This is a genomic window from Silicimonas algicola (genome assembly GCF_003148765.1).
Taxonomy (GTDB): Bacteria; Pseudomonadota; Alphaproteobacteria; order Rhodobacterales; family Rhodobacteraceae; genus Silicimonas; species Silicimonas algicola.
In genome coordinates, this window is record NZ_QGGV01000011.1 from 58,783 (window position 1) to 81,039 (window position 22,257).

Below are 22,257 nucleotides of genomic sequence, written 5' to 3' on the forward strand. Positions count from 1 at the left end.
GTCAGACCGAGGCGCGTACGACCAGGGGGCAGTCGACCTTGACCTGGATCGGCACCGTGTTGTGGCCGCCCGCCATGTCGATCAGGATCTCTGCCGCGATCTCTCCCATTTCATAGTGCGGCAGGACCATGGTCGTCAGCGGCGGGTGCATGTCCTTGGCGATCTCGCGGTCGTCGAAGCCGATGACGGAGATGTCGTCGGGAATTTTCAGCCCCGCCTCGCGGATCGCCTCGTAGCAGCCGAAGGCCATGGGGTCGTTGGCGCAGAAGATCGCGTCGGGCCGGGTTTCGAGCGCCAGAAGCGCCTTCGTCTCCTCATAGCCCGAGCGCGCCTCCCAGTTGCCGTCGCGGACGAGAACGGGGTCGAACGGGATTTCGCGCGAGGCCAGCGCCTGGCGATAGCCCCGGGCGCGGTCCTGCGTCGCCTCGAGCCCCTCAAGCCCGTTGATGAGCGCGATCCGCGTCCGGCCCCTGTCCAGAAGATGTTCGACTGCAGTGCGGCCTCCAAGCGCGTCCCCGGGCACAACCGAATGAAGCGAACGATCCTTGTCCCAGCCGTTCAGAAGGACGGTCGGGTGCCGCGTGACCTGCGCGGATGGCCGGACCTGCCGCGTGAGGATGGTGCCGTAGATGATCCCCGCCAGCGGCGTCGACTGGAACTGCTCCATCACCACCGCTTCGTTCTCGGCGTCTGCGGCCACGGCGAGGACGGCGTTCAGCCCGAACTCCAGCGCCTTCTTCTGCGCGCCGTCGAAGGCGGCGGTCATCCAGGGATCCGAGGAAATCTCGTCGGCGAGGAACAGAAGCACGGGCTGGGTGTCGGGAAGCTTGCGCGACTTCCGCCGCGGCAGGCTGTAGCCCAGATCGCGCGCGGCCGTGCGCACCCTCTCGCGCGTTGTCTCGGCCAGCTTGACGTCGGGGCTGCCGTTCAGGACCAGGGACACCGTCGCCTGCGAGACGCCGGCAAGTTCGGCGACATCCATCATCGTTGCGCGCGACTTCTTCCGGCCTTTCGGCGTAGCGTCCATTCGTGTCCGTCCCATTCGGCGAAAGTTTCGCTAAAGATTTTCGCTCTCGGATGCAAGTCTTTGCATATGCGGCTCACATCTCAACATGAAGGGTTGAAAATGTTGTCATTTCGTCTCATCCCGAGCGCCCTTGCCGAGGCAGAGGCGCTTCTCATTCCCTATTCCGCGCGTTAGGTGACGTAGCGGAGGCGGCGCGGGGCAGCGCCCAGAAGAAGGCGGCGACCGTGACCACGACACTCGATCTCATCACCATCGGCCGGTCATCGGTGGACCTTTACGGCGGCCAGGTCGGCGGGCGGCTCGAGGACATGCGGTCCTTCGACAAGTACATCGGCGGCTCGCCCACCAACATCGCCTGCGGCACCGCGCGGCTGGGTCTGAAGTCGGCCGTCATCACGGGTGTGGGCGACGAGCACATGGGTCGCTTCATCCGCGAGGAGCTGGAGCGTGAGGGCGTCGACACGCGCGGCGTCAAGACCGACCCCGAGCGGCTGACGGCGCTGGTGCTTCTGGGCATCCGCGACCAGGAGCGGTTTCCGCTGATCTTCTACCGTGAGAACTGCGCCGACATGGGTCTGACCGAAGCCGACATCGACCCCGACTTCATCCTTGAGGCGCGCGCCGTCGTTGCCACGGGCACGCACCTGTCGCACCCCCGCGTCGAGGCCGCGACGCTGAAGGCGCTGAAGATCGCACGAGAGGCGGGGCGCAGGACGGCGCTCGACATCGACTATCGCCCGAACCTCTGGGGCGTCGCCGGGCATGGCGAGGGCGAAAGCCGCTTCGTCGAAAGCCAAGCGGTCACCGACAAGCTGCAATCGACGCTGCATCTCTTCGACCTGATCGTGGGCACCGAGGAAGAGTTCCACATCGCGGGCGGCTCGACCGATACGGTCGCGGCCCTTCGTGCGGTGCGGGAGGTGTCGGCGGCGACGCTCGTCTGCAAGCGCGGTGCGCGAGGCGCGGTGGCCTTCACCGGCGCCATCCCCGACAGCCTCGACGACGGCGAGGCGGGTCCCGGGTTCCCGATCGAGGTGTTCAACGTCCTCGGCGCGGGCGACGGCTTCATGTCCGGGCTGCTGAAGGGCTGGCTCGACGACGAGGACTGGCCGATTGCGCTGAAGTACGCCAACGCCTGCGGCGCTTTCGCCGTGTCACGACACGGCTGCACGCCGGCCTATCCGTCGTGGGAGGAGCTTCAGTTCTTCTTCCGCCGCGGGATCGAGCGGCCCGACCTTCGCAACGACGAGGAGCTGGAGCAGGTCCACTGGGCCACGAACCGCCACCCCGACTGGCCGGCGGTGCGCGTCTTCGCCTTCGATCACCGCGCGCAGATGGAGGCGCTGGAAGGTGCGACGGACGAGCGGATCGGGCGCTTCAAGGAGCTGTGCCTCGACGCCACGCTCGCGGTCGCGCAGGGTCAGCCGGGTTACGGGCTTCTCTGCGACGCTCGCCTGGGACGCGACGCGCTTTACCGCGCGGCGGGGCAGGGCCTGTGGATCGGGCGTCCGGTGGAATGGCCGGGGTCGCGTCCCCTGACGCTCGAGCCCGAGCTGGGGCCGGACTTCGGTGGGTTGGCGGAGTGGCCGCGCGAGCATGTCGTCAAGGTGCTGTGCTTCTGCCATCCGAACGACAAGGCCGCGACCTGGGCCGACCAGGAAGCGACGATCCTGAGGCTCTACCACGCCTGCCGCCGCAACCGGCTGGAGTTCCTGCTGGAAGTCATCCCGTCGAAGGTCGGACCCGTGGGCGACGACACCACGGCGTGGCTCGTCGAGCGCTTCTACGACCTGGGCGTGCGGCCGGACTGGTGGAAGCTCGAACCGATGCGCTCGGAAGCGGCGTGGGACGCGACGGTCGAGGCGATCGAGCGCAACGATCCGCACACGCGCGGCATCGTCATCCTCGGCCTCGGCGAAAGCGAGGAGGTGCTGGCGGAGAGCTTTCGCGTCGCCGCGAGCTATCCTCTGGTCAAGGGCTTCGCGGTCGGTCGCACCATCTTCGGCGATGCCGCGAGCGACTGGATGGCGGGCCGCATCGGCGACGACGAGGCTGTTCGCAGCATGACCGACACCTACGCGCGGCTCTGTTCCGTGTGGGACGACGCGCGCGCTGCAGCCCAGGCCCGCGCCTGACGAAAGGACGACACGATGCCCGATCTTCTCCTCCGCCCCTTTGGCACCCGCGGCAAGGTTCACGAGGTCACGCCCCAGACCGCCGGTTGGCGCTATGTGGGCTTCGGGCTCTATCGCCTGCGAGCAGGCGATACGGCGTCCGAGGTCACGGGCTCGAACGAGGTGATCCTCGTCGTGGTCGAGGGCAAGGTCCGGATCGAGGGTGGGGGACAGGACTGGGGTGTCCTCGGCGAGAGGATGGACGTCTTCGAGAAGACGCCGCCGCATTCGCTTTATCTCCCGAACGGCGCGGAGTGGACGGCCACGGCCGAGACCGACTGCGTTCTTGCCGTCTGCGCCGCCCCCGGCAAGGGCGGCCACGAGGCGCGGAAGATCGGGCCCGATGGCATCGACCTCGTCACGCGGGGCAAGGGCACCAACACGCGCCACATCAACAACGTGGCGATGGAGAACGAGGATTACGCCGACGCGCTCCTGGTCACCGAGGTGTTCACGCCTGCCGGCCACTGGTCGTCCTACCCGTCCCACCGGCATGACGAGGACGACTTCCCGCGCGTGACCTACCTGGAAGAGGTCTATTATCACCGCCTGAATCCTTCGTCGGGCTTCGGGGTTCAGCGCGTCTACACCGACGACGGCAAGCTCGACGAGACGATGGCGGTGTCGGACGGCGACGTGGTGCTGGTGCCGCGCGGGCATCATCCATGCGGTGCGCCCTACGGGTTCGAGATGTACTACCTCAACGTCATGGCGGGGCCGCTGCGCAAGTGGCGCTTCGTGCCCGCGCCCGAGGTCGAATGGATCATGGAGCGCGACAAGTAGGCCGGCGTCAGGCGAGCGTCGAGTCGTAGCCTGCGGACTTGATCGCCGCCGCGATTTCAGTGGCCGAACGCTCGGACGCGACCGTGACGGTGTTGGTCGCGAGGTCTGTCTGCACCGTCGCATTCGGATCGACGTCGGCAATGCCCTTGGTGATGGCAGCGGTGCAATGCCCGCAATCCATGCCCGGAACGTTGAATTTCATCTTGGACTCCCTGCTTATTCAAGTGTTTTGAGGCTTCCAGCGGGTGGAACGTCAAGATCTTTCGGAAGACCCCTTGAGCTTCCAGTGACTGGAAGCTCTATATCCTGTTCCGACTCGGAAATCGGGAGATTGCCATGACTGGCGCAGACAAGGTGACGTTGCACGTTGAGGGGATGAGTTGCGCGTCCTGCGTCGGGCGCGTCGACCGGACGCTCGCGGCGCTCGACGGCGTGACGGACGTCTCGGTGAACCTCGCCGCAGAGACGGCGAGCTTCCGCGTTTCAGACGTTTCGCGCGTGAGTGATGCGGCGCAGGCACTCGAAGTCGCGGGATATCCCGCGCGACGGACGCGCGTGACCTTCGACATCGAGGGCATGTCCTGCGCCTCCTGTGTCGGACGCGTTGACCGGACGCTGGCGGCAATGCCGGGCGTCCTGTCGGTGTCCGTGAACCTCGCCGCCGAGACGGCGACGGTGGAGTATCTGGAAGGGGCCACGACACCTTCCGATCTGGCTGCGGCCTCGTCCGCCATCGGCTACCCCGCGAGAGCGGCGCTGGCCGACGCGACGCAAGGCCGGGCCGAACGCAAGGCCGACGAGGCCCGCGCCTTCGCCCGCCGCGCCGCCGTGGCTGGGGCGCTGACCTTGCCGGTCTTCGTCTTGGAGATGGGTGCGCACATGGTGCCGGCCTTCCATCACCTCATCGCGCGGACCATCGGAACCGAGGCCTCCTGGATCATCCAGTTCCTGCTGGCGACGGCCGTTCTCTTCGGTCCCGGACGACAGTTTTTCGAAAAGGGCGTGCCTGCGCTTCTGAAGGGCGCGCCCGACATGAATAGCCTGGTGGCGGTCGGCACGGGTGCGGCGTGGGGCTATTCGGTGGTCGCGACGTTCCTGCCCGGCGTGCTGCCCGAGGGGCTGCGCGCCGTCTATTTCGAGGCGGCGGCGGTGATCGTCGTGCTGATCCTGATCGGCCGCTGGCTCGAAGCGCGCGCGAAGGGGCGCACGGGGGCGGCGATCCAGGCGCTTCTGGGGCTCCAGGCGCGGACGGCGCGCGTCCTGCGGGACGGTGAGATGGTCGATGTGGACGTCGAGCGGTTGTCCGTGGGGGACATGGTCCTTGTCCGGCCAGGCGAGCGCATCCCGACCGATGGCGAGGTCACGGAGGGATCGAGCAACGTCGACGAAAGCATGATTACCGGGGAGCCGCTGCCCGTCAGCAAAGGAGAGGGGGCCGCGGTCACGGGCGGCACCGTGAACGGCTCGGGCAGCCTGACCATCCGCGCGACCCGCGTCGGCGCCGATACCACGCTCGCACGCATCGTGCGCATGGTGGAGGAGGCGCAGGGCGCGAAGCTGCCGATCCAGGGCCTCGTCGACCGCGTGACGCTGTGGTTCGTGCCGGGTGTCATGGCGCTGGCCACGCTGACCGTCGTGGCCTGGCTGATCTTCGGGCCGGACCCCGCGCTGACCTTCGCACTGGTCGCGGGCGTATCGGTCCTGATCGTGGCCTGCCCCTGCGCCATGGGCCTCGCCACGCCGACCTCGATCATGGTCGGCACGGGGCGCGCGGCCGAGATGGGCGTCCTCTTTCGCAAGGGCGACGCCCTGCAAGGATTGTCCGGCGTGCAGGTCGTGGCGCTCGACAAGACCGGGACGGTGACCGAGGGCAAGCCGACATTGACCGACGTGGTCGTCGCCGAAGGCTTCGCGCGCGACGAGGTGCTGGCTTTCGTCGCCGCCGTCGAGGCGATGTCGGAACACCCGATCGCCGAAGCGATTCTGCGCGGCGCGCGGGCCGAAGGCGTCACGGTGCCCGTTGCGACTCAGTTCAGCTCGGTCACCGGATATGGCGTCGCCGCCCGTGTAGAGGGCCGCGAGGTCATGGTCGGCGCCGACCGCTACATGATCCGCGAGGGCGTCGAGATCGCGCCTCTGGCGCAGGTCGAGACCGATCTGGCCGCGCGGGGCCGAACGGCGGTCTACGCCGCCATCGACGGCAGGCTGGCGGCGGTCGTCGCCGTCGCAGACCCCGTCAAGCCGTCCAGCCGCGCCGCAATTGCAGCTCTGCGGGCGCGGGGCCTCGAGGTCGCGATGATCACGGGCGACAAGCGCGAGACGGCTGAGGCCATCGCACGCGAGACGGGCATCGACCGCGTCATCGCGGGCGTGCTGCCCGACGGAAAGGTGGCCGCGCTCGACGAGTTGCGCGCGGGCGGGCGGCGCGTGGCCTTCGTGGGCGACGGCATCAACGATGCGCCGGCGCTTGCCCACGCCGACGTGGGCATCGCCATCGGCACCGGCACCGACGTCGCCATCGAATCGGCCGACGTGGTGCTGATGTCGGGCGACCTGAAGGGTGTGGTGGACGCCGTCGAGGTCTCGCGCCGGACGATGGCGAACATCCGCGAGAACCTGGCCTGGGCCTTCGGTTACAACGTGGCTCTCATTCCCGTTGCCGCCGGTGTGCTTTACCCGGCCTATGGCATCCTCCTGTCGCCCGTCTTCGCGGCCGGCGCAATGGCGCTGTCGTCCGTGTCGGTCCTCGCCAACGCCTTGCGCCTGCGCCGCATTCGTCCGGCCATGAGCGCGACCCAGACCCCCGCGCCGACCCCGGTCCTGCGCAGCCAGCCAGCCGAATAGGAGAACGCTCATGAACATCGGAGAAGTCGCCGAACGCTCGGGCCTGCCGGCCAAGACGATCCGCTACTACGAGGACATCGGACTTGTTCGCCCTCAGCGCAGCAGGAACGGCTATCGCGCCTTCCGCGAGAGCGACCTGCACAAGCTCGCCTTCCTGGGCCGCGCACGGGCGCTTGGCTTCACCATCGAGGATTGCCGGACGCTTCTGAGCCTCTACGAGGACGAGAGCCGCGAGAGCGCGCAGGTCAAGACGCTCGCCGAGGAGCACCTGGCTGAAATCGACGCCAAGATCTCGCAGCTTCAGTCGATGCGCGCGCTCCTGTCGCGGCTGGTCGCCTCCTGCTGCGGCGACGACAGGCCCGATTGCCCCATCCTCGACGACCTCGCGGGAGAAATTCACTAGCCGGGGCGTGTTTATGCAACGGTGCCGTAAGGTGATTCCGGCATTTTGCGGGCACTGCTTGAATTTCGCCCCATTTTGACTCTAGCTGGGTGGCTGACCTGGGGACCTTACGGAGACGCTCGGAATGACTCTGACAAGACGGCACTTCATAGCGACATCGGCCACGCTGTTCTCGGCGGCGCTGCCCGTTCCGGTGTTCGCGCAGTCGGACGAGATGCAGGGCCCGCTGCTGCCGCCGTCGGGTCCTGCTGCGGCCGATCCGAACGCGACGCCGGTCGAAACCACCGTCGAGACTGCCGTGGACGCCCCGGCCGAGCCGCCGGCGCGCCAGCCCGTTTCGGACAGCAGCCGCTGGAACCAGTGGGACGCGCAGGTGACGCCGGCCAACTACAATCCCGCGACGACGAACCCCTGGGGCTTCCACGACCGCTTCCTGCCGAAGCGGGTCGAGGCCAACTCCGGGTTGCGTCCGGGCGACATCCACGTCGATGCCGTGGCGCGCTATCTCTACCACATCCAGCCGGACGGGACCGCGCTGCGCTTCGGGGTCGCCATCGCGAAGGGCAACCTCTACGAGCCCGGCGTTTATACCATCAAGGTCAAGAAGAAGTGGCCGACCTGGCGCCCGACCGAGGACATGATCGAGCGCGATCCCGGCGCCTACGAAAAATTCGCGGACGGCATGGACGGCGGCCCGAGCAACCCGCTCGGCTCGCGCGCGCTGTACCTCTTCTCAGGAGGCCGCGACACTTACCTGCGGATCCACGGTACGCCCTATCCGCGGTCCATCGGCGGCCGCGCCAGCTCTGGCTGCGTGCGCATGGTGATGGCGCACATCATCGGGCTCTACGATCAGGTGGCGCTCGGGTCGAGCGCGCATCTCTATCCGGCGGAAGGGATGTTGGCGGCGCGGTCCTGACGGACCGGGCCCCGGCTCAGGCTGCCGGGGCGGGTGCTGCGGCCGCCGACGATGCCGTGCAGAGGTGACGCTTGTTGACCGACAGAAGCGGCAGCATCGTCGTCTCGACCGGTCCGACGTGCCGGTACCAGTAGCAGCCGTCCTCGGGCATCAGCTTGACCGACCGAAGATCCTGGCCCGGCGCGGCGAGGGCCACCAGCTGATCGGGCAGGTTCGACGTTCCGCCTTCGATCGGCGCGCCGCTGGTGGTGACGCCAGTCGACGCGCAGGCGCCAAGCCAGAGCGTCGCGCTGACGATGAAGACAAGTCTGGTCATGGGTGTCCCGCTCAAGCCGATTTCAACGCGATTACGGTATCTTGGAAAGCACTTCATACGCAAGGGTCCGGGCGCCGTTTCGCGCGTTGGATACGCGCAATTGGGGCTTTTGACCCAGCCTGAAGCGGGCCTGCGGCTTTTGCCGTCCGGCCTTGCGTGAAAGGCTGCCGCGCGAGGGAGACAGCATGACCCGCGCCAAGACCGTCGCCTTTCTCGGAACGTCCAGATCCGGCCTTGGCCACCTGCGCCGGCTGTCCACGATCGCGCGGGCGATCCACACGGCGGACCCGTCGGTTCGGGCGCATCTTTTCACCAACGCGCCGCCGGAGGGCCTTTTGCCCGAAGATCGCGCGGTCTTTCAAGACATCAAGGTCGTCGCGCGCCAGCATATGGGGCGGGCGGTCGGGCAGGGTAGCTTCGACCTGGCGGTGGTGGATACGCTCAAGCTGCCGGGATCGGCGCACCTGGGCTGTCCTGCGGTCCTGGTCCTGCGCGAGACGCCCGACAGTCTGCTGACCGGGTTCCGGCGCGACGACGGGCGCCCCTGGGATCGGGTCATCGTCCCGAACCCTCCAGGACATTGGTGTCCTTCCCTCGGCGCAGGCTTCGCGCATTCGGTCGATTGCTGCGGGTGGATCCTGCGGCCGACAGGCGCGCGTCGTCCCGAGGACGGCACTGCGGGCATCGTCGTCGCCACGGGCGGTGGCGGCACCGCCGAGACCCGCGCCGGTCTCTATCCGCTGCTCGACGCGGTGATCGCAGAGACGCGGAGGCTTGCGGCAGGCCCCTTTCGGGTCCGCCACGCGCTCGGCCCTCGCGCTTCGGGAGAGGCGCTGCCAGAGGCCGGCGAGGTGTTCGATCCCAGTGGAGATCTGAACGCCGTCTTCCGTGCGGCGGACGTGGTGATCTCGACGGCAGGCTACAATTCGGTGCTCGAACTGGCCAGCACCGACACGCCGACGCTTCTTGCCGCCATTCCCCGCAGCCTCGACGATCAGGCGGCGCGGGTCCGCCTGTGGGGGCCGAGGCTGGGCTGCGCACTTCGTCCTGACCGCCTCGGCACGGCATCCGCCTGGCTTGCCGACCGCATCGACCATCCGCGCCGGCGACGCCCCGTCGACCTCGGTCCGGACGGCGCGACGGTCGCGGCCAGACTGATCCTCGAGATGACGTGTCCCGTTTCCTGAAGACGCACCGGGACGAGGCGACGGCGGCCGAGGCGCTTCGGCGCGCCTCGATCCTTCGCCGTGCAGGGCTGCCTACGCCCCATGCGATGGCCGGCGCGGACGCACGGCAGGTCTCGTTCGCGCGGATCGAGGGTGAAACGGGCTTGCCCTTGCTTGCCAGCGGCTTGGCCGGCCTTCTTGAGCTGGTCGCCCTGCTTCACGAATGTCCGGTAGCTGGCCTTCCTCCCCTCGATCCATTCCGTCGTATCCGTCCGCGAGAGGCGCTGCTGCGGAATGAGGAGATCCGGTCCGTTCTGGACGAGACCGTCCCGAGCGGCACCGCCACGTTGCACGGCGATCTTCACGCGGGACAGTTCATCCGCGATGGCGGCGGAACGGTATGGATCGTCGACCTCGACGATCTGACGCTTGGACCTCCCGAAGCGGACCTCGCCAACTTCGCAGCCCATTCTGCGACCTCGCTTCAAGGCGGCGTGGAGCTTTGGGCCGACCGGGTGCGCGCCGCGTGGCGCGACATCGGGCGACCCTGCGACGACGACGTCTTCCGCCGCCTCCTGCGCATCGCGCTGGTCCGCCGGCACCTGAAACTGCGCGAGACGGGACGGCCGGACCACGAAGCGATGGTGGCGACCTACCTGCGCGAGAGCTCGAATTTCTCCATCCTGTAGCGCAGGGTGTCGCGGCTGATGCCCAGAAGCTCGGCTGCGCGCGAGACGTTGCCGCCCGTGCGGGTCAGCGCCGTCGTGATGGCGCCGAGTTCGATGTCGCGAAGCGTCGGCAGCTCGCCCGACTGCCTGGCGCCGATGGCACGGATATGCGGGCCGTCGATCTGGCCGTCGGTCTGCTCTAGCATCGCGCGGGCGATGCAATTCTCAAGCTCGGCCACGTTGCCCGGCCAGTCATGCTCCAGCAGCCTGGCGCGGGCGGCGGAGGTGAAGCGCGGGCGCGCCTCGCCCCGGTCGCGGGCAATCCGGCGGGCGAAGATGTCGGCGATGGGCAGGACGTCGGCGGCCCGCTCGGCCAAGGGCGGCATGTCGATCCAGCCGACCTGGATGCGGTACAGAAGGTCGGGCAGGAAGCCGGGTCCCGGCGAAAGGTGGCGAACGGACGTGGCGATGAGGCAGGGCGGCCGGTCGTCCTGCTGGAGCCGCTGGAGGATCCGTGCCTGCCCGCCGAGGGACAACTCCGACACATGGCGCAGGATCAGCGTTCCGCCCGACGCGCGGCGCATCCGGTCGTCCATGTCGTCCTCGCGGTCGACGGCGCAGTCGAAGGTCTCGAGCGGCGTTTCGGGGGCTGCGGTCTCGTGCAGGGCCACGGCCGCCAGCGACTTGCCGCTGCCCTCGGGGCCCATGATGAGGATGCCCGGCCGGGTGTCGCCCGGCTTGCCGAGCTTGCGGATGGTGGCGCGAAGGGCGTTCGCCGCCGAAGAGCGACCGACGATCCTGTCCGCCCCGGTGCGTTCGAGGCCGCCCTGCATCTCGTCCAGCATCAGTTCGCCCGCGATGGAGGCGATGGCCGACAGGGGCGTCGGCTTGACGAGAAAGTCGCGGGCGCCGCCCTTCATCGCGCGGACGGCCACGTCGATGTCGCCGTGGCCCGTCATCATCACCACCTGCGTGCGCGGCGAGGCTGCGCGGATGCGCTCCAGAAGCTCGAGGCCGTCGTCCTCGTTCAGCTTGTAGTCGAGGATCACGAGGCGGGGGGCGTCGCGTTCGATCATCGCGCGCGCCGATGCGGCGTCGACGGCATAGCTGGCCGAGAAGCCGCGCCGTTCGAGGAAGCTGACGATGGACCGCGCGAGCACCACCTCGTCCTCGACGATCAGGATATCGCTCATCTCAGGCCCTCGCCGGTACGGTCAGTGTGACTTCTACGCCCGTCTCGGGGCGGTTCTTCAGATCGAGCGAGCCGCCGAGACGCTCGGCGATGCGACGCCCGAGCGCCAGACCGACGCCGAGGCCCGACGACTTGGAGGTCTGGAACGGCACGAAGAGCCGCGCCATCTGCTCGTCGCTGAGGCCCGGGCCGGTGTCGGCGACCTCGATTGCGATGCGGCCGCCGGGGGCCGCGTGCCAGCCGATCCGCAGGACGCCGCCCGCCTTCATCGCCTCGATGGCGTTCGACAGGATGGTGTTCAGCACCTGTTCGAGTTCCGCCGAGCCAGCCGAGGCGACCGGACTGCCCTGGCTTTGTGCCAGCTCGACCGCGATGCCACGCTTGCGCAACTGGGGTTCGAAGCCCGCAAGACAGCGCTGGATGATGACGTCGACATGCGCAATGTCGCCGGCGCTGTCCGGCGCCGCGCGGGTCCGGGTGAGGAACGAGCGGATCCAGGTTTCCAGCCGGTCGACCTGATCCATGATGTCGTGGATCGCGGTGCGGCTGTCGCCCGGAATGTCGTCCTCCGCCACCAGTTCGGCGCAGGAGCGTATGGCCGCCAGTGGATTTCGCAGTCCGTGGGCCACGGCGGAGGCCATTTCGCCCACGACGGCCAGGCGCTCGGTCTCGACCAGCCGCTGCTCCTGGCGCCGCAGGATGCGGGTTGCGTAGACCACGACGGCGAGAAGCGCCGTAAAAAGGACGGTCCCCGCCATCAGAGCGCCAACCCAGGCCAGCGTGACGACGCCGTGGATGGTGTCGAGAAGGGCTTCGGGGGCCTTGTAGACCTCGACCGCGCCGATGACGGTGCTGTCGTCGTCGGACCAGATCGGAATGTAGAACTCGATGAACTCCTGGACGTCGGTCGGGAAGCCGACATGTTCTTCCTTGCCCTCGCGGTCGACGACCACGATCTCGGGGTCGAGCTTGCCCACGAGCGCGGCTTCAAGCTCGTCGTTGTCCTCGAACGTGCGTCCGATCAATTCGGGGTCGCTCGACCACAGGACCTCGCCCGAGGCGGAATAGATGTTTGCGCGGAAGACGTCGGGAAGGCGCGAGACGTGCGTGAAGAATTCGCGTGTCTCGGCGTCGCCTGCAGGGTCCGAGATGCGCGACATGCCGAAGGAGTTTGGATCGGCCTCCTCGACGCGCACGATGGAGTTGAGGAACTCCATCGAGACGACGGCGTCCCGCATCATCATGTTCGTGGTCATGTAGTTTGCGAGGTACTGGCTGAGCACGCTCGTGGTCGTGAAGATCGCAACGAAGCTCGTCACCACGAAGATCGCGAGAACCTGCATGTAGTGCGGAGAGTCGCGCAGCGACAAGAGTTTCGGCACCGGTTGGGCTCCCATGGAATCACGTCCGCATTGGTTACAATCTCTCCGATCTTGCCCGATCGCCTGGCAATCAACCGAGGTTATAGGCGTCGGATTCGGGGCATATCCCCCTAAAGATGACGGCGGAGGTCTGCCGGGCGCCGTCCTGGCCTGACGACCTCCTGGGGGATTTCGCCCAAACCCGGCGGGCGCTTTGCCCCAGTCGCGGGGCTTGCCGCTCTCCTGCCGCGGGTCGCCCGCTGCCATCCTGTCCGCGAAACACACGAGGTCGGGATGACACGCATACTTCTTGCCGAGGACGAACCGGTGCTGGCGCGGAACATCGCGCTCTCGCTCAGAAAGACCGGGGCCGAGGTCATTCATGCGCCCTCCGCCGCCACGGCGCGCGAGGCGCTTCGCCGGGGCGGGTTCGACCTCGTGATCGCCGACATCTCTCTCGGCGACGGCGATGGCCTCGACGTGCTGGGCGAGGCGTCCGAGATCCTGCACGGGACGCCCGTGATCGTCATGACGGGACAAGACAGCGTCGCGAACCGCGCCCGTGCCGAAGGCCTGACGGTCGCGGCGTTCCTGTCGAAGCCCTTCGCGCTGTCGCGTCTGCGCGAGCTCGTGGGCGCCTTGACGCGGCCTGCGGCGCCCGGCGGGTCGGCGTCCGCCGGGCCATCGGTGGTGATGTATTCGCACGACACCATCGGGCTCGGCCATATGCGCCGCAACTCGGCCATCGCGCGCGAACTGGTGGCGCAGGTACCCGGCGTATCGGTCCTGATGTTGGTCGGTTGCCCGGCGGGCATGGTCTTCGAGCCGCATCCCGGCATCGACTACGTCAAGCTTCCCTCGCTCGCCAAGCTGGGGCGGGGAGCCTACCAGGCCGGATCGCTGCGAATCGACCCCGAGACGACGCGCGCCATGCGGTCGCGGATCATCGAGGGCGTGCTGACCACCATCGAGCTCGACCTCTTTCTCGTCGACCACGAGCCCGCCGGTGCGATGGAGGAGCTGGTGCCGATCCTGGGCGCGCTTCGGGAGCGCGGCCGGGTCCGGACGGTGCTCGGGTTGCGCGACATCCTCGACGATCCCGCCCGCACCAGGTCGGGCTGGGCGCAATCCGGCACGGATCGCCTGATTTCAGAGAGTTACGATCACGTCCTCGTCTATGGCGACCGGCGCTTTTTCCCAAGTGCCGAAGCCTATGGCCTGGACCTGCTCAAACCGGGGGCCGTCACCGAATGCGGTGTCGTCACCACGGTCCGCACGCGTGTCCGCCCCGCCTTCCCCGCGGCACCGTCGAGGATCGTCGTCTCCGGTGGCGGCGGACGGGATGCGTATCCCCTCATAGAGGCCGCGATCAAGGCGGTCCGCACGCTACCTGTCCGCCGCCGACCCCATCTCATCGTCGTGACCGGCCCCCTGATGGACGAGGAGTTGAAGTCCGAGGCGAGGCGGCTCGGCACCGTCACCGGCGTGACGGTGCTCGAGCATGTCCCGGACCTGCCCGGCATGATGGAGGGCGCCGACCTTCTGGTCACGATGACCGGCTACAATTCGATCAACGAGGCGCTGGCGCTCGATTGCCCGATCGTCACCGTGCCTCGGCTGGGACCTTCGTCCGAGCAGCGTCTGCGCGCCGAGGCGCTGGAGCGGCAGGGCCTCGCCCGTTACCTGAGGCGCGAGGACCTGACACCCGAAGCTCTCGCGCGGCTCATGTCCGAGCCGCCCCCCCGCGTGCCTCCTCATCGTCTCAAGTCGGACGGGGTGACGACCGCCGCGCGCGTCCTCGCCGCCATGATCGCAGACGTCCGCACCCCCCTCACCGAGGAACGCGCCCATGCCTGAGCCACGCATCGCCTATGTGCTGAAGCGCTTCCCGCGTTTCAGCGAGACCTTCATCCTGAACGAGCTCCTCGCCCATGAGGCGGCAGGGGCCGAGGTCCATGTCTTCAGCCTGCTGTCCCCGCCGGACGAGCCGCGGCACGCGCGACTGTTGGACCTCAAGGCGCGGGTCCATGTGCTGAAATCGGTGGGCAAGGGCTGCGACGCCTCACCCGCTCCGGGCGACGCGGCTCTTTTTTCGGGCCGGTCGGCAGCGGAGGTCGGCGCGCTCATGGCCAAGGCGGAGGTCGTGGCGGGAGAGGCTGCGCGGCTAGGCATCTCGCATCTGCACGCGCATTTCGGGTCTGACGCGACCACCGTGGCCTGTCTCGCGGCGCGCCGGATGGGTGGCACCTTCTCGTTCACCGCACATGCACGCGACATCTTCCACACCTATGTCACGCCGGAGGCAGACGCGGCCATGCGGCGCGCGAAACTGCGCGCAGCCGCTTTCGTCGCCACCGTGTCGGACTACAACGCGCGCTACCTGACGTCGCTTTGTCCCGAGGCGCGGGTCGTGCGGCTCTACAACGGTATCGACCTGTCGGCCTTCCGGCCCGTATCTGCCGCGACGCAGGTGCCCGGACGAATGATCGCCGTAGGGCGTTTGGTGCCGAAGAAGGGCTTCGACGTTCTGGTCGAGGCCTGCCGCAGGCTTCGCGACCGTGGCCGGGCCTTCGATCTGTCTATCGTGGGATCGGGCCCCCTGGAGTCCTCCCTTCGCTCGACGATAGAACGCCTTGAGTTGTCAAAAGAAATCCGGCTTGAGGGTGCCCTGCCACAGGAGGAGTTGATCCGCCTGATGGCCGAGGCAGAGGTTGCGGTTCTGCCCTGCGTGGTGACGGACTCGGGCGACCGCGACGGGCTGCCGACGGTGCTTCTCGAAGCGATGGCACGCGGGCTTCCCGTGGTGACGACGACCGTTTCGGGCGGGCCCGAGATCGTCGAAGACGGCGTGACCGGAAGGCTCTGCGCGCCGAACGATCCCGGCGCGTTGGCCGAGGCACTCGATGATGTCCTGTCCGACCGCGAGACCGCGCGCCGCATGGGACGGGCCGGGCGTCTGCGGGCCGAGCGTCTGTTCGATCTGACCGCCAACGCGGCGCGGCTGCGGGAGTTGCTTCTCGACCCGGCGCGGCCCTCGCGGGAGGCGGCGTGATGCGGATCGCCTATGTCTCGGCCGATCGCGGCATCCCCGTCTTCGGCGAAAAGGGCGCGTCGATCCACATCCAGGAGATGATGCGCGCCTTCGTCACCGTCGGCCACGATGTCCGCGCGCTGACGGCGCGGCGCGGCGACGGCGATGGGCAGGGTCTTTGGGTCGAGGAGGTGCCGCAGACCGGGTCGGGCGCTGACCGGGCCGACAAGGAGCGCGCGGCGATGCGTCAGGCCGAGGCGATCGAGGCGCGCCTGATGTCGCTTTACCGCGAATGGCCCTTCGACATGATCTATGAGCGCTATTCGCTCTGGTCCGCCGCAGGCGTCCGCGCCGCCCGGCGTCTGGGTCTGCCGGTGGTGACAGAGGTCAACGCGCCTCTCGTGATGGAACAGGCCGCGTTCCGCAGCCTCGTGTGCGACGCCGAGGCCCGCGCCCTCGAGGCCGAGGTGCTGGCGGGATCGACGGCCCTTGCGGCGGTGTCGTCCCAGGTCGCGGAATATCTTGTCTGTGCAGGAGCGGCGTCGGGGCGCGTCCACGTCATCGGCAACGCGGTCGACACCCGGCACTTCCGACCCGACGTGCCGCCGGCCGAGGTGGCGGGGATACCGGACAACGCCTTCGTCGTGGGGTTCACCGGCTCGCTCAAGATGTGGCACGGGGTCGATACCCTGCTCGAGGCCTTCCGCCTGTTCCGGGCGGTCGAGCCGAGGGCGCATCTGCTGATCTGCGGCGACGGGCCGAAAGCGGGTTGGATCGAGGGGTTCGTCGCGGGCGCGACCCTCGGCGAGGCGGTGACGCTGGCGGGGTGGGTCGACCATGCAAGGTTGCCGTCGCTCATCGCCCGGATGGACGTCGCGACCGCGCCCTACCCGGTGTCCGACACGCACTACTTCTCGCCCCTCAAGCTCTATGAATACCTCGCCGTCGGAAGCCCGGTGCTGGCCAGCGACATCGGCCAGACGGCAGAGCTTCTGGCCGGGTCCGAGGCGGCGATCCTTCTTCCGCCCGGCGACGCCGGGGCTTTGGCGCGCGGCATGGCGGACCTCTGCGCCGACCCCGTGCGGCGACGCGTCATGTCGATGGCGGCGGCGGACCTTGGGAGACGGCACGACTGGACCGACAACGCACGGCGTGTGGTCGCCCTCGCCGGACTGCGGACGGTGGCCGCATGAGCCGGGATCCGCTGCGATCAGACGCGCTCTGGCGTCTTGTCCGACGCATGGCGCCGCAGTTGCGGCCGCACCGCCGGAGGCTGGTCCTGGGAGGTCTGGCGCTCATCGGCGTCGCGGCGTCCGAGGTGGCGCGGCCCTGGCCCCTGAAGGTCGTCTTCGACGGAATCCTGATGCCGCGACCCGACACCGATCCGGTGACCGGCTGGATGACCGCGACATTCGGTACCGGCGATGGCCTGCTGGCCGCCACCGCGTTCGCCATTCTCGCCATAGCGCTGGTCGGCGGTGCGGCGGGCTTTGCGCAGGCCTACCTGATCGCGTCGGTCGGGCAGAAGGTCGTGGCCCAGATCCGGCTCGACCTCTATCGCCACGTCCAGCGGCTATCGCATTCGTTCCACGACACCGCCTCGTCTGGCGACATCATCGCCCGGCTGACGGGTGACGTGCGGATGATGCGCGATCTTCTGATCGACGCGGTGGTGTTCTTCGCGGCGCGCGTCCTCGTCATCGGGGCGACGGTGGGCGTCATGGCGTGGATGGACTGGCGACTGACCCTGTCGGCGCTGGCGATCCTGCCGGCGCTCTGGCTGGTCACGCGCCACTTCGGCGGCCGGATCAGGGGGGCGGCTCGCAGGCAGCGCCGGAAGGAAGGCAAGATCGCCGTGGTGATGACCGAGGGCATCTCGTCCATCGACGTGGTGAAGGGGTTCGCCCGCGAGGCCTATGAGGAAAGCCGCTTCGCCAAGCAGAACAACTCGTCCGCCGAGGCGGGCGTCGTGACCACGCGTCTGGCGGCGAACATGGACCGGGTGACGCAGGTGATCCTGGCGCTCGGGACGGCGCTCGTTCTCTGGTACGGCGTCGTCCGGGTGCGTAGCGGGGCCATCAGCCCGGGTGACCTTCTCGTCTTCACCGCCTATCTTTCGACGCTCTACAAGCCCGTACGGAAGATGGCGGCGATGACGGCGCGCGTGGCCAAGGCCACCGCGTCGGGCGAGCGGCTTCTCGAGATCTTCGACCTGTCGCCCGAGGTCGCCGAACGGCCCGGCGCGGTCGATGCCGGTCTTCTGGCCGGGCGGGTCGGCTTTGCGAACGTCACCTTCGCCTATCCGGGATCGCCGCCGGTTCTCCGGAACGCCTATCTGAACCTCAATCCGGGCGAGATCGTCGCCATCGTCGGCACGTCGGGGATCGGCAAGTCGTCGGCGACGCGCCTCATCATGCGGTTCTACGATCCGCAGGAGGGTTCGGTCCGGATCGACGGACACGACATCCGCGAGTTCACGCTGGACACACTGCGCGGAAACATCTCGGTCGTGCTTCAGGACAGCGTTCTTTTCGGGACGACAGTACGCGACAGCATCGCCTACGGCCGCCTGGATGCCACCGAGGACGAGATCGTCGCGGCGGCGCGCGAGGCCGAGGCGGACGGGTTCATCAGGCTCCTGCCCGAGGGCTATGACACCGTTCTGGGCGAGAGGGGCGAGACCCTGTCGGGCGGGCAGCGCCAGCGCATCACCATCGCGCGGGCGGTGCTGCGCGACGCGCCGATCCTGATCCTCGACGAACCGTTGACGGGTCTTGACCCTGCGACCGCGCGAAGCCTTCTGGGCGGCCTGCGACGGGCGGCGGCGGGGCGGACGACATTCCTCATCGCGCACGACGCGCTGACGCTGTCGCTGGCCAGCCGCGTGGTGCGGATCGAGGACGGGCAGTTCGTCGAGTATCCCCGCAACAGCCGGATCCTGTCGGCATGAGCGCGGTGCTGGAGCGTCCGGTCGAACGGATCGAGGCATGGCGAAGCGTGCCGCCCCAAGACGTCGCGCCGCTTCTGGGCGAGGTTCCGGCCGGGCTGCGGCTGGACCGCGTTCATTTCCCCTCGCGTCGCCCGGTGCAGTTGACCTATGCGGCGACGCTCAGGTCGGGCGAAACGCGCACGCTCTTCGCCGAGGACTGCGGCACGGGAACGATGCTTCATGCCTCCGAGGTCGCGGCGAGCCTTCGGAAGTCGCGGCACGGTCAGCGGGCCGGACTGACGCGCGCGGCCATTCTCGCCGATGAGGTGCTGGGGCTGGTCTGGAGGCAGCCGGGCCTCGACGAGCGGCTGTCTGGTCTGCGGCTTCTCTACGACGCCGAGGGTGCGCGCCGGGTGGTTGCAGAGCTGACCGGATGCGATCCGGGACAGGTCACGGTCGACCTCGTGGCGCACCGTCTGGGCAAGCGCGCCGTCCTGCGGATCGGGACCGGGCAGGGCGACCTCTACGCTCGTCTGTCCGTCGTCAAGGGCGGCGAAGGCGGCGGTCGGCTGGCCCGCCATGCCGCCCTCTGGCGCGCGCTCGGACCCGATGCGGCGCTGCGTATACCCCAGCCGCTCGGGGCGTCGCCCGACCTGGGCGTCGCGCTTTTCAGCGCGCTTCCCGGACAGCCTGCCGCCTTCGGGCGCAACGGTGCAGAGGCCATCGCCCGTGCCCTCGAGACGCTGCGCGGTCTCGGCGTCGAGGATTTGCCCAAGCACGGCGGCAGCGACGAGGCGAAGCTTCTGGAAGAGTGGTTGGGCCGGTGCCGGGTCTATTTGCCCGATCTGGCGGAGAGGCTGGAGACGCCGGTGGCGAAGGCATGCGACGCACTTGCGCGCAGCGACACAGAGTTTGTCCTGTGTCACAGGGACCTGCACGAGAAACAGATTCTGCTGGCCGGCGGGGTCGCGGGCATCCTCGATTTCGACACGCTCTCGCGCGCCCACCCGGCCCTCGACCCCGGCAACCTGCTCGCGCACCTCTGCCTGGCCGGGGTGGACGAGCGTCCGCTCCGCGCGGCGCTCGACCTGCGAGGGATCGGCCTCTGGCGCTCCGCGGCCCTTTTGCGGCTTGCGATGATCCGCGCCTTTACCTCCGCACCGGCTGCGGCCGTGCGTCGCCTGATCGACGAGGCGGCGGCGTGATCGCAATCGCGGATGCCGGGCTTCCGGGGCTTTCCGCCCTTGGAGCCGATGCGCTCAAGCGCATCGCCGGGACGGACGAGGCGTCGCTTGTGCGGCTTCGCTATCGCGCGGGAAAGCGCGCGGTCCTCCACCTCGCCACCGGGCCGTCCGGCACGGGGCAGGGGTCGGCCTGGTTCTTCGAAGGCGACAAGGCGCGGCGTCTGGCGGCGCGCACGGAAGCCGCGACCTATGACGAGGTGTCGGGCGCATTGTACGAGGCCTTTCCGAACGATCACCGACTGCCGCAGGTGCGTCTCTTTCTGAAGGACTACGGGGCCCGCGCACCCGCACTGATCGGCGGGACACCCGCCGGCGCGCCCCGCGTCGTCCGCTATCGCCCCGGCCTCTCCTGCACCTTCCGCTGCGAACGGGCGGGAGGCGGCGCTGTCTACGTCAAGATCCTCGCGGACGCCGACCCCCAACTTCTCGCCCCGGCGAACCGCCGGATTGCCGAGGCCCTTGCCGGCGGACCGCTATCGGTCGCGCCCGTGGTCGCGACGGACGCGTCGCTGTCGGCCATCGCCTATGGCGAGGCACGAGGCGCGCCGCTCGATATCCTTCTGGCGCGGGGCGGCGTCGAACCTGTGCTTCAGAGCCTCGATGCGCTGCGGCGCTTTCAGACCCTCGCGCCGACGCCCGAGCGGCACATGACACGGAAGGTCATCCTGGAAAGGTCGGCCGATTGCGTGGACCTTGTTGCGGCGACCGTGCCCGCCTGCCTTGCCGCCGCCGCGCGGATCCTCGCGCGTCTGGCGGAGGGGCGGCCCCGCCTTGGCTCACGCCCGATCCACGCAGACGTCAAGCTCGAGCACATCTTCCTCGACGGCGGCCGAACGACCCTGATCGACACCGAGAGCGTGTCCCTGGGGCCGCCCGACTACGACCTCGCGCAGCTCTACGGCCGCCTGTGGCAGGCCGAGGCCGAGGGTCTGGTTGCGACCGCCACGGTCGAGGCGGCCACGCGTGAGATCGTCCTGTCTGCGGGTCCCGCGTTCGGCTGGTGCCTCGACGCTGTCGCCCTGCGCCTCGCCCGGTTCCACGCGCAGCGGCCCTGCGCCGAGGCCGCCTCGCGCATCGAGGCGATATTCGAGCGCCTCGCCGGGGCCTGAGGTCGAAGCGCGGCGAGACACGGGCGCCTCGCCAGGTCCCGTTGACAGGACAAGCCCGACGTTGATGCGGTCGGGGCCTTCTGAAATCATGGGGGGGTGCGTCGGTTCTCATATCCGGCAGACAGTCAACTAATCTGACCAAAGGATGACAAACCGCGTGGAACCTCTCCAATTGTTTCGTTTTTCGATCCGCCATCGCACCGAAGCCCCAACCTCACCTGTGCAGCCGTGAGCGCGCGCATCGTCTTCGACCTCGACGGCACGCTGATCGACAGCGCGCGGGACATCCAGGGGATCGCCAATGCCGCGCTGAAGAGCGTAGGTGCAGCGCCCGTCACGCTTGAAGAAACGCATGGGTTCATCGGCGAGGGCATCCATGTCTTTGTCGCAAAGATGCGCGCCGCGCGTGGCATCCCTGACAGCGAACAGGAGCGCCTGCTGGCGGACGTCGTCTCGCGCTACGACGACGCCGTGACGCTGACGGAAGTCTATCCGGGCGTGAGGGACATGCTTGCCACACTCTCGTCGCACCACCAGCTCGGGATATGCACCAACAAGCTGCGCAGCCCCTGCATGGCCGTGCTGGCACACCTCGGGATGGGGGAGCTGTTCGGCACCGTCTGGGGTGGCGACAACCCCCTCGGGCGCAAGCCCGATCCCGCGCCGCTTCTCGCCGCCTTCGCCGACCTGGGCGAGGGCCCGTGCCTTTACGTCGGCGACAGCGAGGTGGATGCCGAGACGGCGCAAAGGGCCGGCGTTCCCTTCCTTCTGTTCACGGGCGGATATCGTCGCACGCCCGTCGAGAGCATTCCGCATGCGGCGGCCTTCGACCACCACGCCGAGCTTCCCGCCATCGTCGAGGGTCTCCTCGCCTCTGCCTGAGCCGTGACATGCACGGCCTTCGCCGCGCGCTCCCATTCACGGATGTTTAACGAAACCTGAGGACGCGACGGAAATATACCGCCAGCGCCTGATCGCTTCGTGCTAGTGTTTCCTTGCCTCAGATAGTCCGGCGAAGGAGTGGTGGTCATGATCCGCTTCGCGAACGTATTGTTATGTTTCATTTTTTTAATTATCGCGAGTCCTGCCCA

At 68.4% G+C, this 22,257-nt stretch carries 19 protein-coding genes; 14 read left to right on the forward strand and 5 right to left on the reverse strand.

Annotation, left to right across the window (positions count from 1 at the left end; genetic code table 11):
- Nucleotide 1: 1 nt before the first annotated feature.
- Nucleotides 2-1,027, reverse strand: coding sequence for a LacI family DNA-binding transcriptional regulator (locus tag C8D95_RS18700; protein WP_241239679.1), 1,026 nt, complete (start codon nt 1,025-1,027; stop codon nt 2-4).
- A 224-nt stretch (nt 1,028-1,251) separates the two neighbouring features.
- Between C8D95_RS18700 and C8D95_RS18705 the strand changes: the two genes are divergently transcribed.
- Both C8D95_RS18705 and iolB read left to right on the forward strand, forming a co-directional pair.
- Nucleotides 1,252-3,162, forward strand: a complete 1,911-nt coding sequence (locus C8D95_RS18705) for a bifunctional 5-dehydro-2-deoxygluconokinase/5-dehydro-2-deoxyphosphogluconate aldolase (protein ID WP_109760726.1) — start codon at nt 1,252-1,254, stop codon at nt 3,160-3,162.
- A 15-nt stretch (nt 3,163-3,177) separates the two neighbouring features.
- On the forward strand, nt 3,178-3,984 hold the full coding sequence (iolB, locus tag C8D95_RS18710) for a 5-deoxy-glucuronate isomerase (protein ID WP_109760727.1): 807 nt from the start codon (nt 3,178-3,180) through the stop codon (nt 3,982-3,984).
- A 7-nt stretch (nt 3,985-3,991) separates the two neighbouring features.
- Here the strand turns inward: iolB and C8D95_RS18715 are convergent, their stop codons facing one another.
- A complete protein-coding gene (locus C8D95_RS18715) occupies nt 3,992-4,186 on the reverse strand; it encodes a heavy-metal-associated domain-containing protein (protein ID WP_109760728.1) in 195 nt (64 codons plus the stop codon).
- Between the two features lie 134 nt (nt 4,187-4,320).
- Between C8D95_RS18715 and C8D95_RS18720 the strand changes: the two genes are divergently transcribed.
- From C8D95_RS18720 to C8D95_RS18730, 3 genes are all read left to right on the forward strand, one after another.
- Complete coding sequence (locus C8D95_RS18720) at nt 4,321-6,828, forward strand: heavy metal translocating P-type ATPase (RefSeq protein WP_109760729.1); 2,508 nt, start codon at nt 4,321-4,323, stop codon at nt 6,826-6,828.
- A 10-nt stretch (nt 6,829-6,838) separates the two neighbouring features.
- Nucleotides 6,839-7,231, forward strand: coding sequence for a Cu(I)-responsive transcriptional regulator (gene cueR, locus C8D95_RS18725; protein ID WP_109760730.1), 393 nt, complete (start codon nt 6,839-6,841; stop codon nt 7,229-7,231).
- A 124-nt stretch (nt 7,232-7,355) separates the two neighbouring features.
- Nucleotides 7,356-8,150 (forward strand): L,D-transpeptidase, encoded by a 795-nt coding sequence (locus tag C8D95_RS18730; protein WP_109760731.1) that lies wholly within the window; start codon nt 7,356-7,358, stop codon nt 8,148-8,150.
- A gap of 16 nt (nt 8,151-8,166) precedes the next feature.
- On the opposite strand, the gene C8D95_RS18735 is transcribed toward C8D95_RS18730, so the two are convergent.
- Nucleotides 8,167-8,466, reverse strand: coding sequence for a hypothetical protein (locus tag C8D95_RS18735; protein ID WP_109760732.1), 300 nt, complete (start codon nt 8,464-8,466; stop codon nt 8,167-8,169).
- A gap of 185 nt (nt 8,467-8,651) precedes the next feature.
- Between C8D95_RS18735 and C8D95_RS18740 the strand changes: the two genes are divergently transcribed.
- Together C8D95_RS18740 and C8D95_RS18745 are read left to right on the forward strand one after the other, a co-directional pair.
- The gene (locus tag C8D95_RS18740) at nt 8,652-9,653 is read left to right on the forward strand and encodes a glycosyltransferase (protein WP_109760733.1); all 1,002 of its coding nucleotides are present in this window, start codon (nt 8,652-8,654) and stop codon (nt 9,651-9,653) included.
- Nucleotides 9,638-10,321 (forward strand): phosphotransferase, encoded by a 684-nt coding sequence (locus C8D95_RS18745; RefSeq protein ID WP_164721708.1) that lies wholly within the window; start codon nt 9,638-9,640, stop codon nt 10,319-10,321. The genes C8D95_RS18740 and C8D95_RS18745 overlap by 16 nt, the downstream gene beginning before the upstream one ends.
- Here C8D95_RS18745 and C8D95_RS18750 read toward each other — a convergent pair.
- Together C8D95_RS18750 and C8D95_RS18755 are read right to left on the reverse strand one after the other, a co-directional pair.
- Entirely contained in the window at nt 10,285-11,493 is a 1,209-nt protein-coding gene (locus C8D95_RS18750) for a sigma-54-dependent transcriptional regulator (RefSeq protein ID WP_109760735.1), read from the reverse strand. The genes C8D95_RS18745 and C8D95_RS18750 overlap by 37 nt on opposite strands.
- 1 nt (nt 11,494) lies before the next feature.
- The gene (locus C8D95_RS18755) at nt 11,495-12,889 is read right to left on the reverse strand and encodes a sensor histidine kinase (protein ID WP_170121494.1); all 1,395 of its coding nucleotides are present in this window, start codon (nt 12,887-12,889) and stop codon (nt 11,495-11,497) included.
- 258 nt (nt 12,890-13,147) lie between these two features.
- Between C8D95_RS18755 and C8D95_RS18760 the strand changes: the two genes are divergently transcribed.
- From C8D95_RS18760 to C8D95_RS18790, 7 genes are all read left to right on the forward strand, one after another.
- Entirely contained in the window at nt 13,148-14,710 is a 1,563-nt protein-coding gene (locus C8D95_RS18760; protein WP_126918583.1) for a response regulator, read from the forward strand.
- Nucleotides 14,703-15,905: a glycosyltransferase family 4 protein gene (locus C8D95_RS18765; RefSeq protein ID WP_109760737.1), complete on the forward strand. Its 1,203-nt coding sequence runs from the start codon at nt 14,703-14,705 to the stop codon at nt 15,903-15,905. The genes C8D95_RS18760 and C8D95_RS18765 overlap by 8 nt, the downstream gene beginning before the upstream one ends.
- Complete coding sequence (locus C8D95_RS18770; RefSeq protein ID WP_109760738.1) at nt 15,905-17,077, forward strand: glycosyltransferase family 4 protein; 1,173 nt, start codon at nt 15,905-15,907, stop codon at nt 17,075-17,077. Before C8D95_RS18765 ends, C8D95_RS18770 begins: the two co-directional genes overlap by 1 nt.
- Nucleotides 17,074-18,834, forward strand: a complete 1,761-nt coding sequence (locus tag C8D95_RS18775) for an ABC transporter ATP-binding protein (RefSeq protein ID WP_109760739.1) — start codon at nt 17,074-17,076, stop codon at nt 18,832-18,834. Before C8D95_RS18770 ends, C8D95_RS18775 begins: the two co-directional genes overlap by 4 nt.
- Nucleotides 18,831-20,018, forward strand: a complete 1,188-nt coding sequence (locus C8D95_RS18780) for an aminoglycoside phosphotransferase family protein (protein WP_109760740.1) — start codon at nt 18,831-18,833, stop codon at nt 20,016-20,018. The genes C8D95_RS18775 and C8D95_RS18780 overlap by 4 nt, the downstream gene beginning before the upstream one ends.
- Nucleotides 20,015-21,166 (forward strand): phosphotransferase, encoded by a 1,152-nt coding sequence (locus C8D95_RS18785; RefSeq protein WP_109760741.1) that lies wholly within the window; start codon nt 20,015-20,017, stop codon nt 21,164-21,166. The genes C8D95_RS18780 and C8D95_RS18785 overlap by 4 nt, the downstream gene beginning before the upstream one ends.
- A gap of 228 nt (nt 21,167-21,394) precedes the next feature.
- Nucleotides 21,395-22,048 (forward strand): HAD-IA family hydrolase, encoded by a 654-nt coding sequence (locus C8D95_RS18790; RefSeq protein WP_109760742.1) that lies wholly within the window; start codon nt 21,395-21,397, stop codon nt 22,046-22,048.
- Nucleotides 22,049-22,257: the final 209 nt, after the last annotated feature.

Coding starts and splice junctions, on each gene's coding strand:
- C8D95_RS18720 (WP_109760729.1), top strand. CDS start 4,321: ATGACTGGCGCAGACAAGGTGACGTTGCACGTTGAGGGGATGAGTTGC.
- cueR (WP_109760730.1), top strand. CDS start 6,839: ATGAACATCGGAGAAGTCGCCGAACGCTCGGGCCTGCCGGCCAAGACG.
- C8D95_RS18760 (WP_126918583.1), top strand. CDS start 13,148: ATGACACGCATACTTCTTGCCGAGGACGAACCGGTGCTGGCGCGGAAC.
- C8D95_RS18700 (WP_241239679.1), bottom strand. CDS start 1,027: ATGGACGCTACGCCGAAAGGCCGGAAGAAGTCGCGCGCAACGATGATG.
- C8D95_RS18765 (WP_109760737.1), top strand. CDS start 14,703: ATGCCTGAGCCACGCATCGCCTATGTGCTGAAGCGCTTCCCGCGTTTC.
- C8D95_RS18755 (WP_170121494.1), bottom strand. CDS start 12,889: ATGGGAGCCCAACCGGTGCCGAAACTCTTGTCGCTGCGCGACTCTCCG.
- C8D95_RS18735 (WP_109760732.1), bottom strand. CDS start 8,466: ATGACCAGACTTGTCTTCATCGTCAGCGCGACGCTCTGGCTTGGCGCC.
- C8D95_RS18715 (WP_109760728.1), bottom strand. CDS start 4,186: ATGAAATTCAACGTTCCGGGCATGGATTGCGGGCATTGCACCGCTGCC.
- C8D95_RS18770 (WP_109760738.1), top strand. CDS start 15,905: ATGCGGATCGCCTATGTCTCGGCCGATCGCGGCATCCCCGTCTTCGGC.
- iolB (WP_109760727.1), top strand. CDS start 3,178: ATGCCCGATCTTCTCCTCCGCCCCTTTGGCACCCGCGGCAAGGTTCAC.
- C8D95_RS18775 (WP_109760739.1), top strand. CDS start 17,074: ATGAGCCGGGATCCGCTGCGATCAGACGCGCTCTGGCGTCTTGTCCGA.
- C8D95_RS18750 (WP_109760735.1), bottom strand. CDS start 11,493: ATGAGCGATATCCTGATCGTCGAGGACGAGGTGGTGCTCGCGCGGTCC.
- C8D95_RS18780 (WP_109760740.1), top strand. CDS start 18,831: ATGAGCGCGGTGCTGGAGCGTCCGGTCGAACGGATCGAGGCATGGCGA.
- C8D95_RS18730 (WP_109760731.1), top strand. CDS start 7,356: ATGACTCTGACAAGACGGCACTTCATAGCGACATCGGCCACGCTGTTC.
- C8D95_RS18740 (WP_109760733.1), top strand. CDS start 8,652: ATGACCCGCGCCAAGACCGTCGCCTTTCTCGGAACGTCCAGATCCGGC.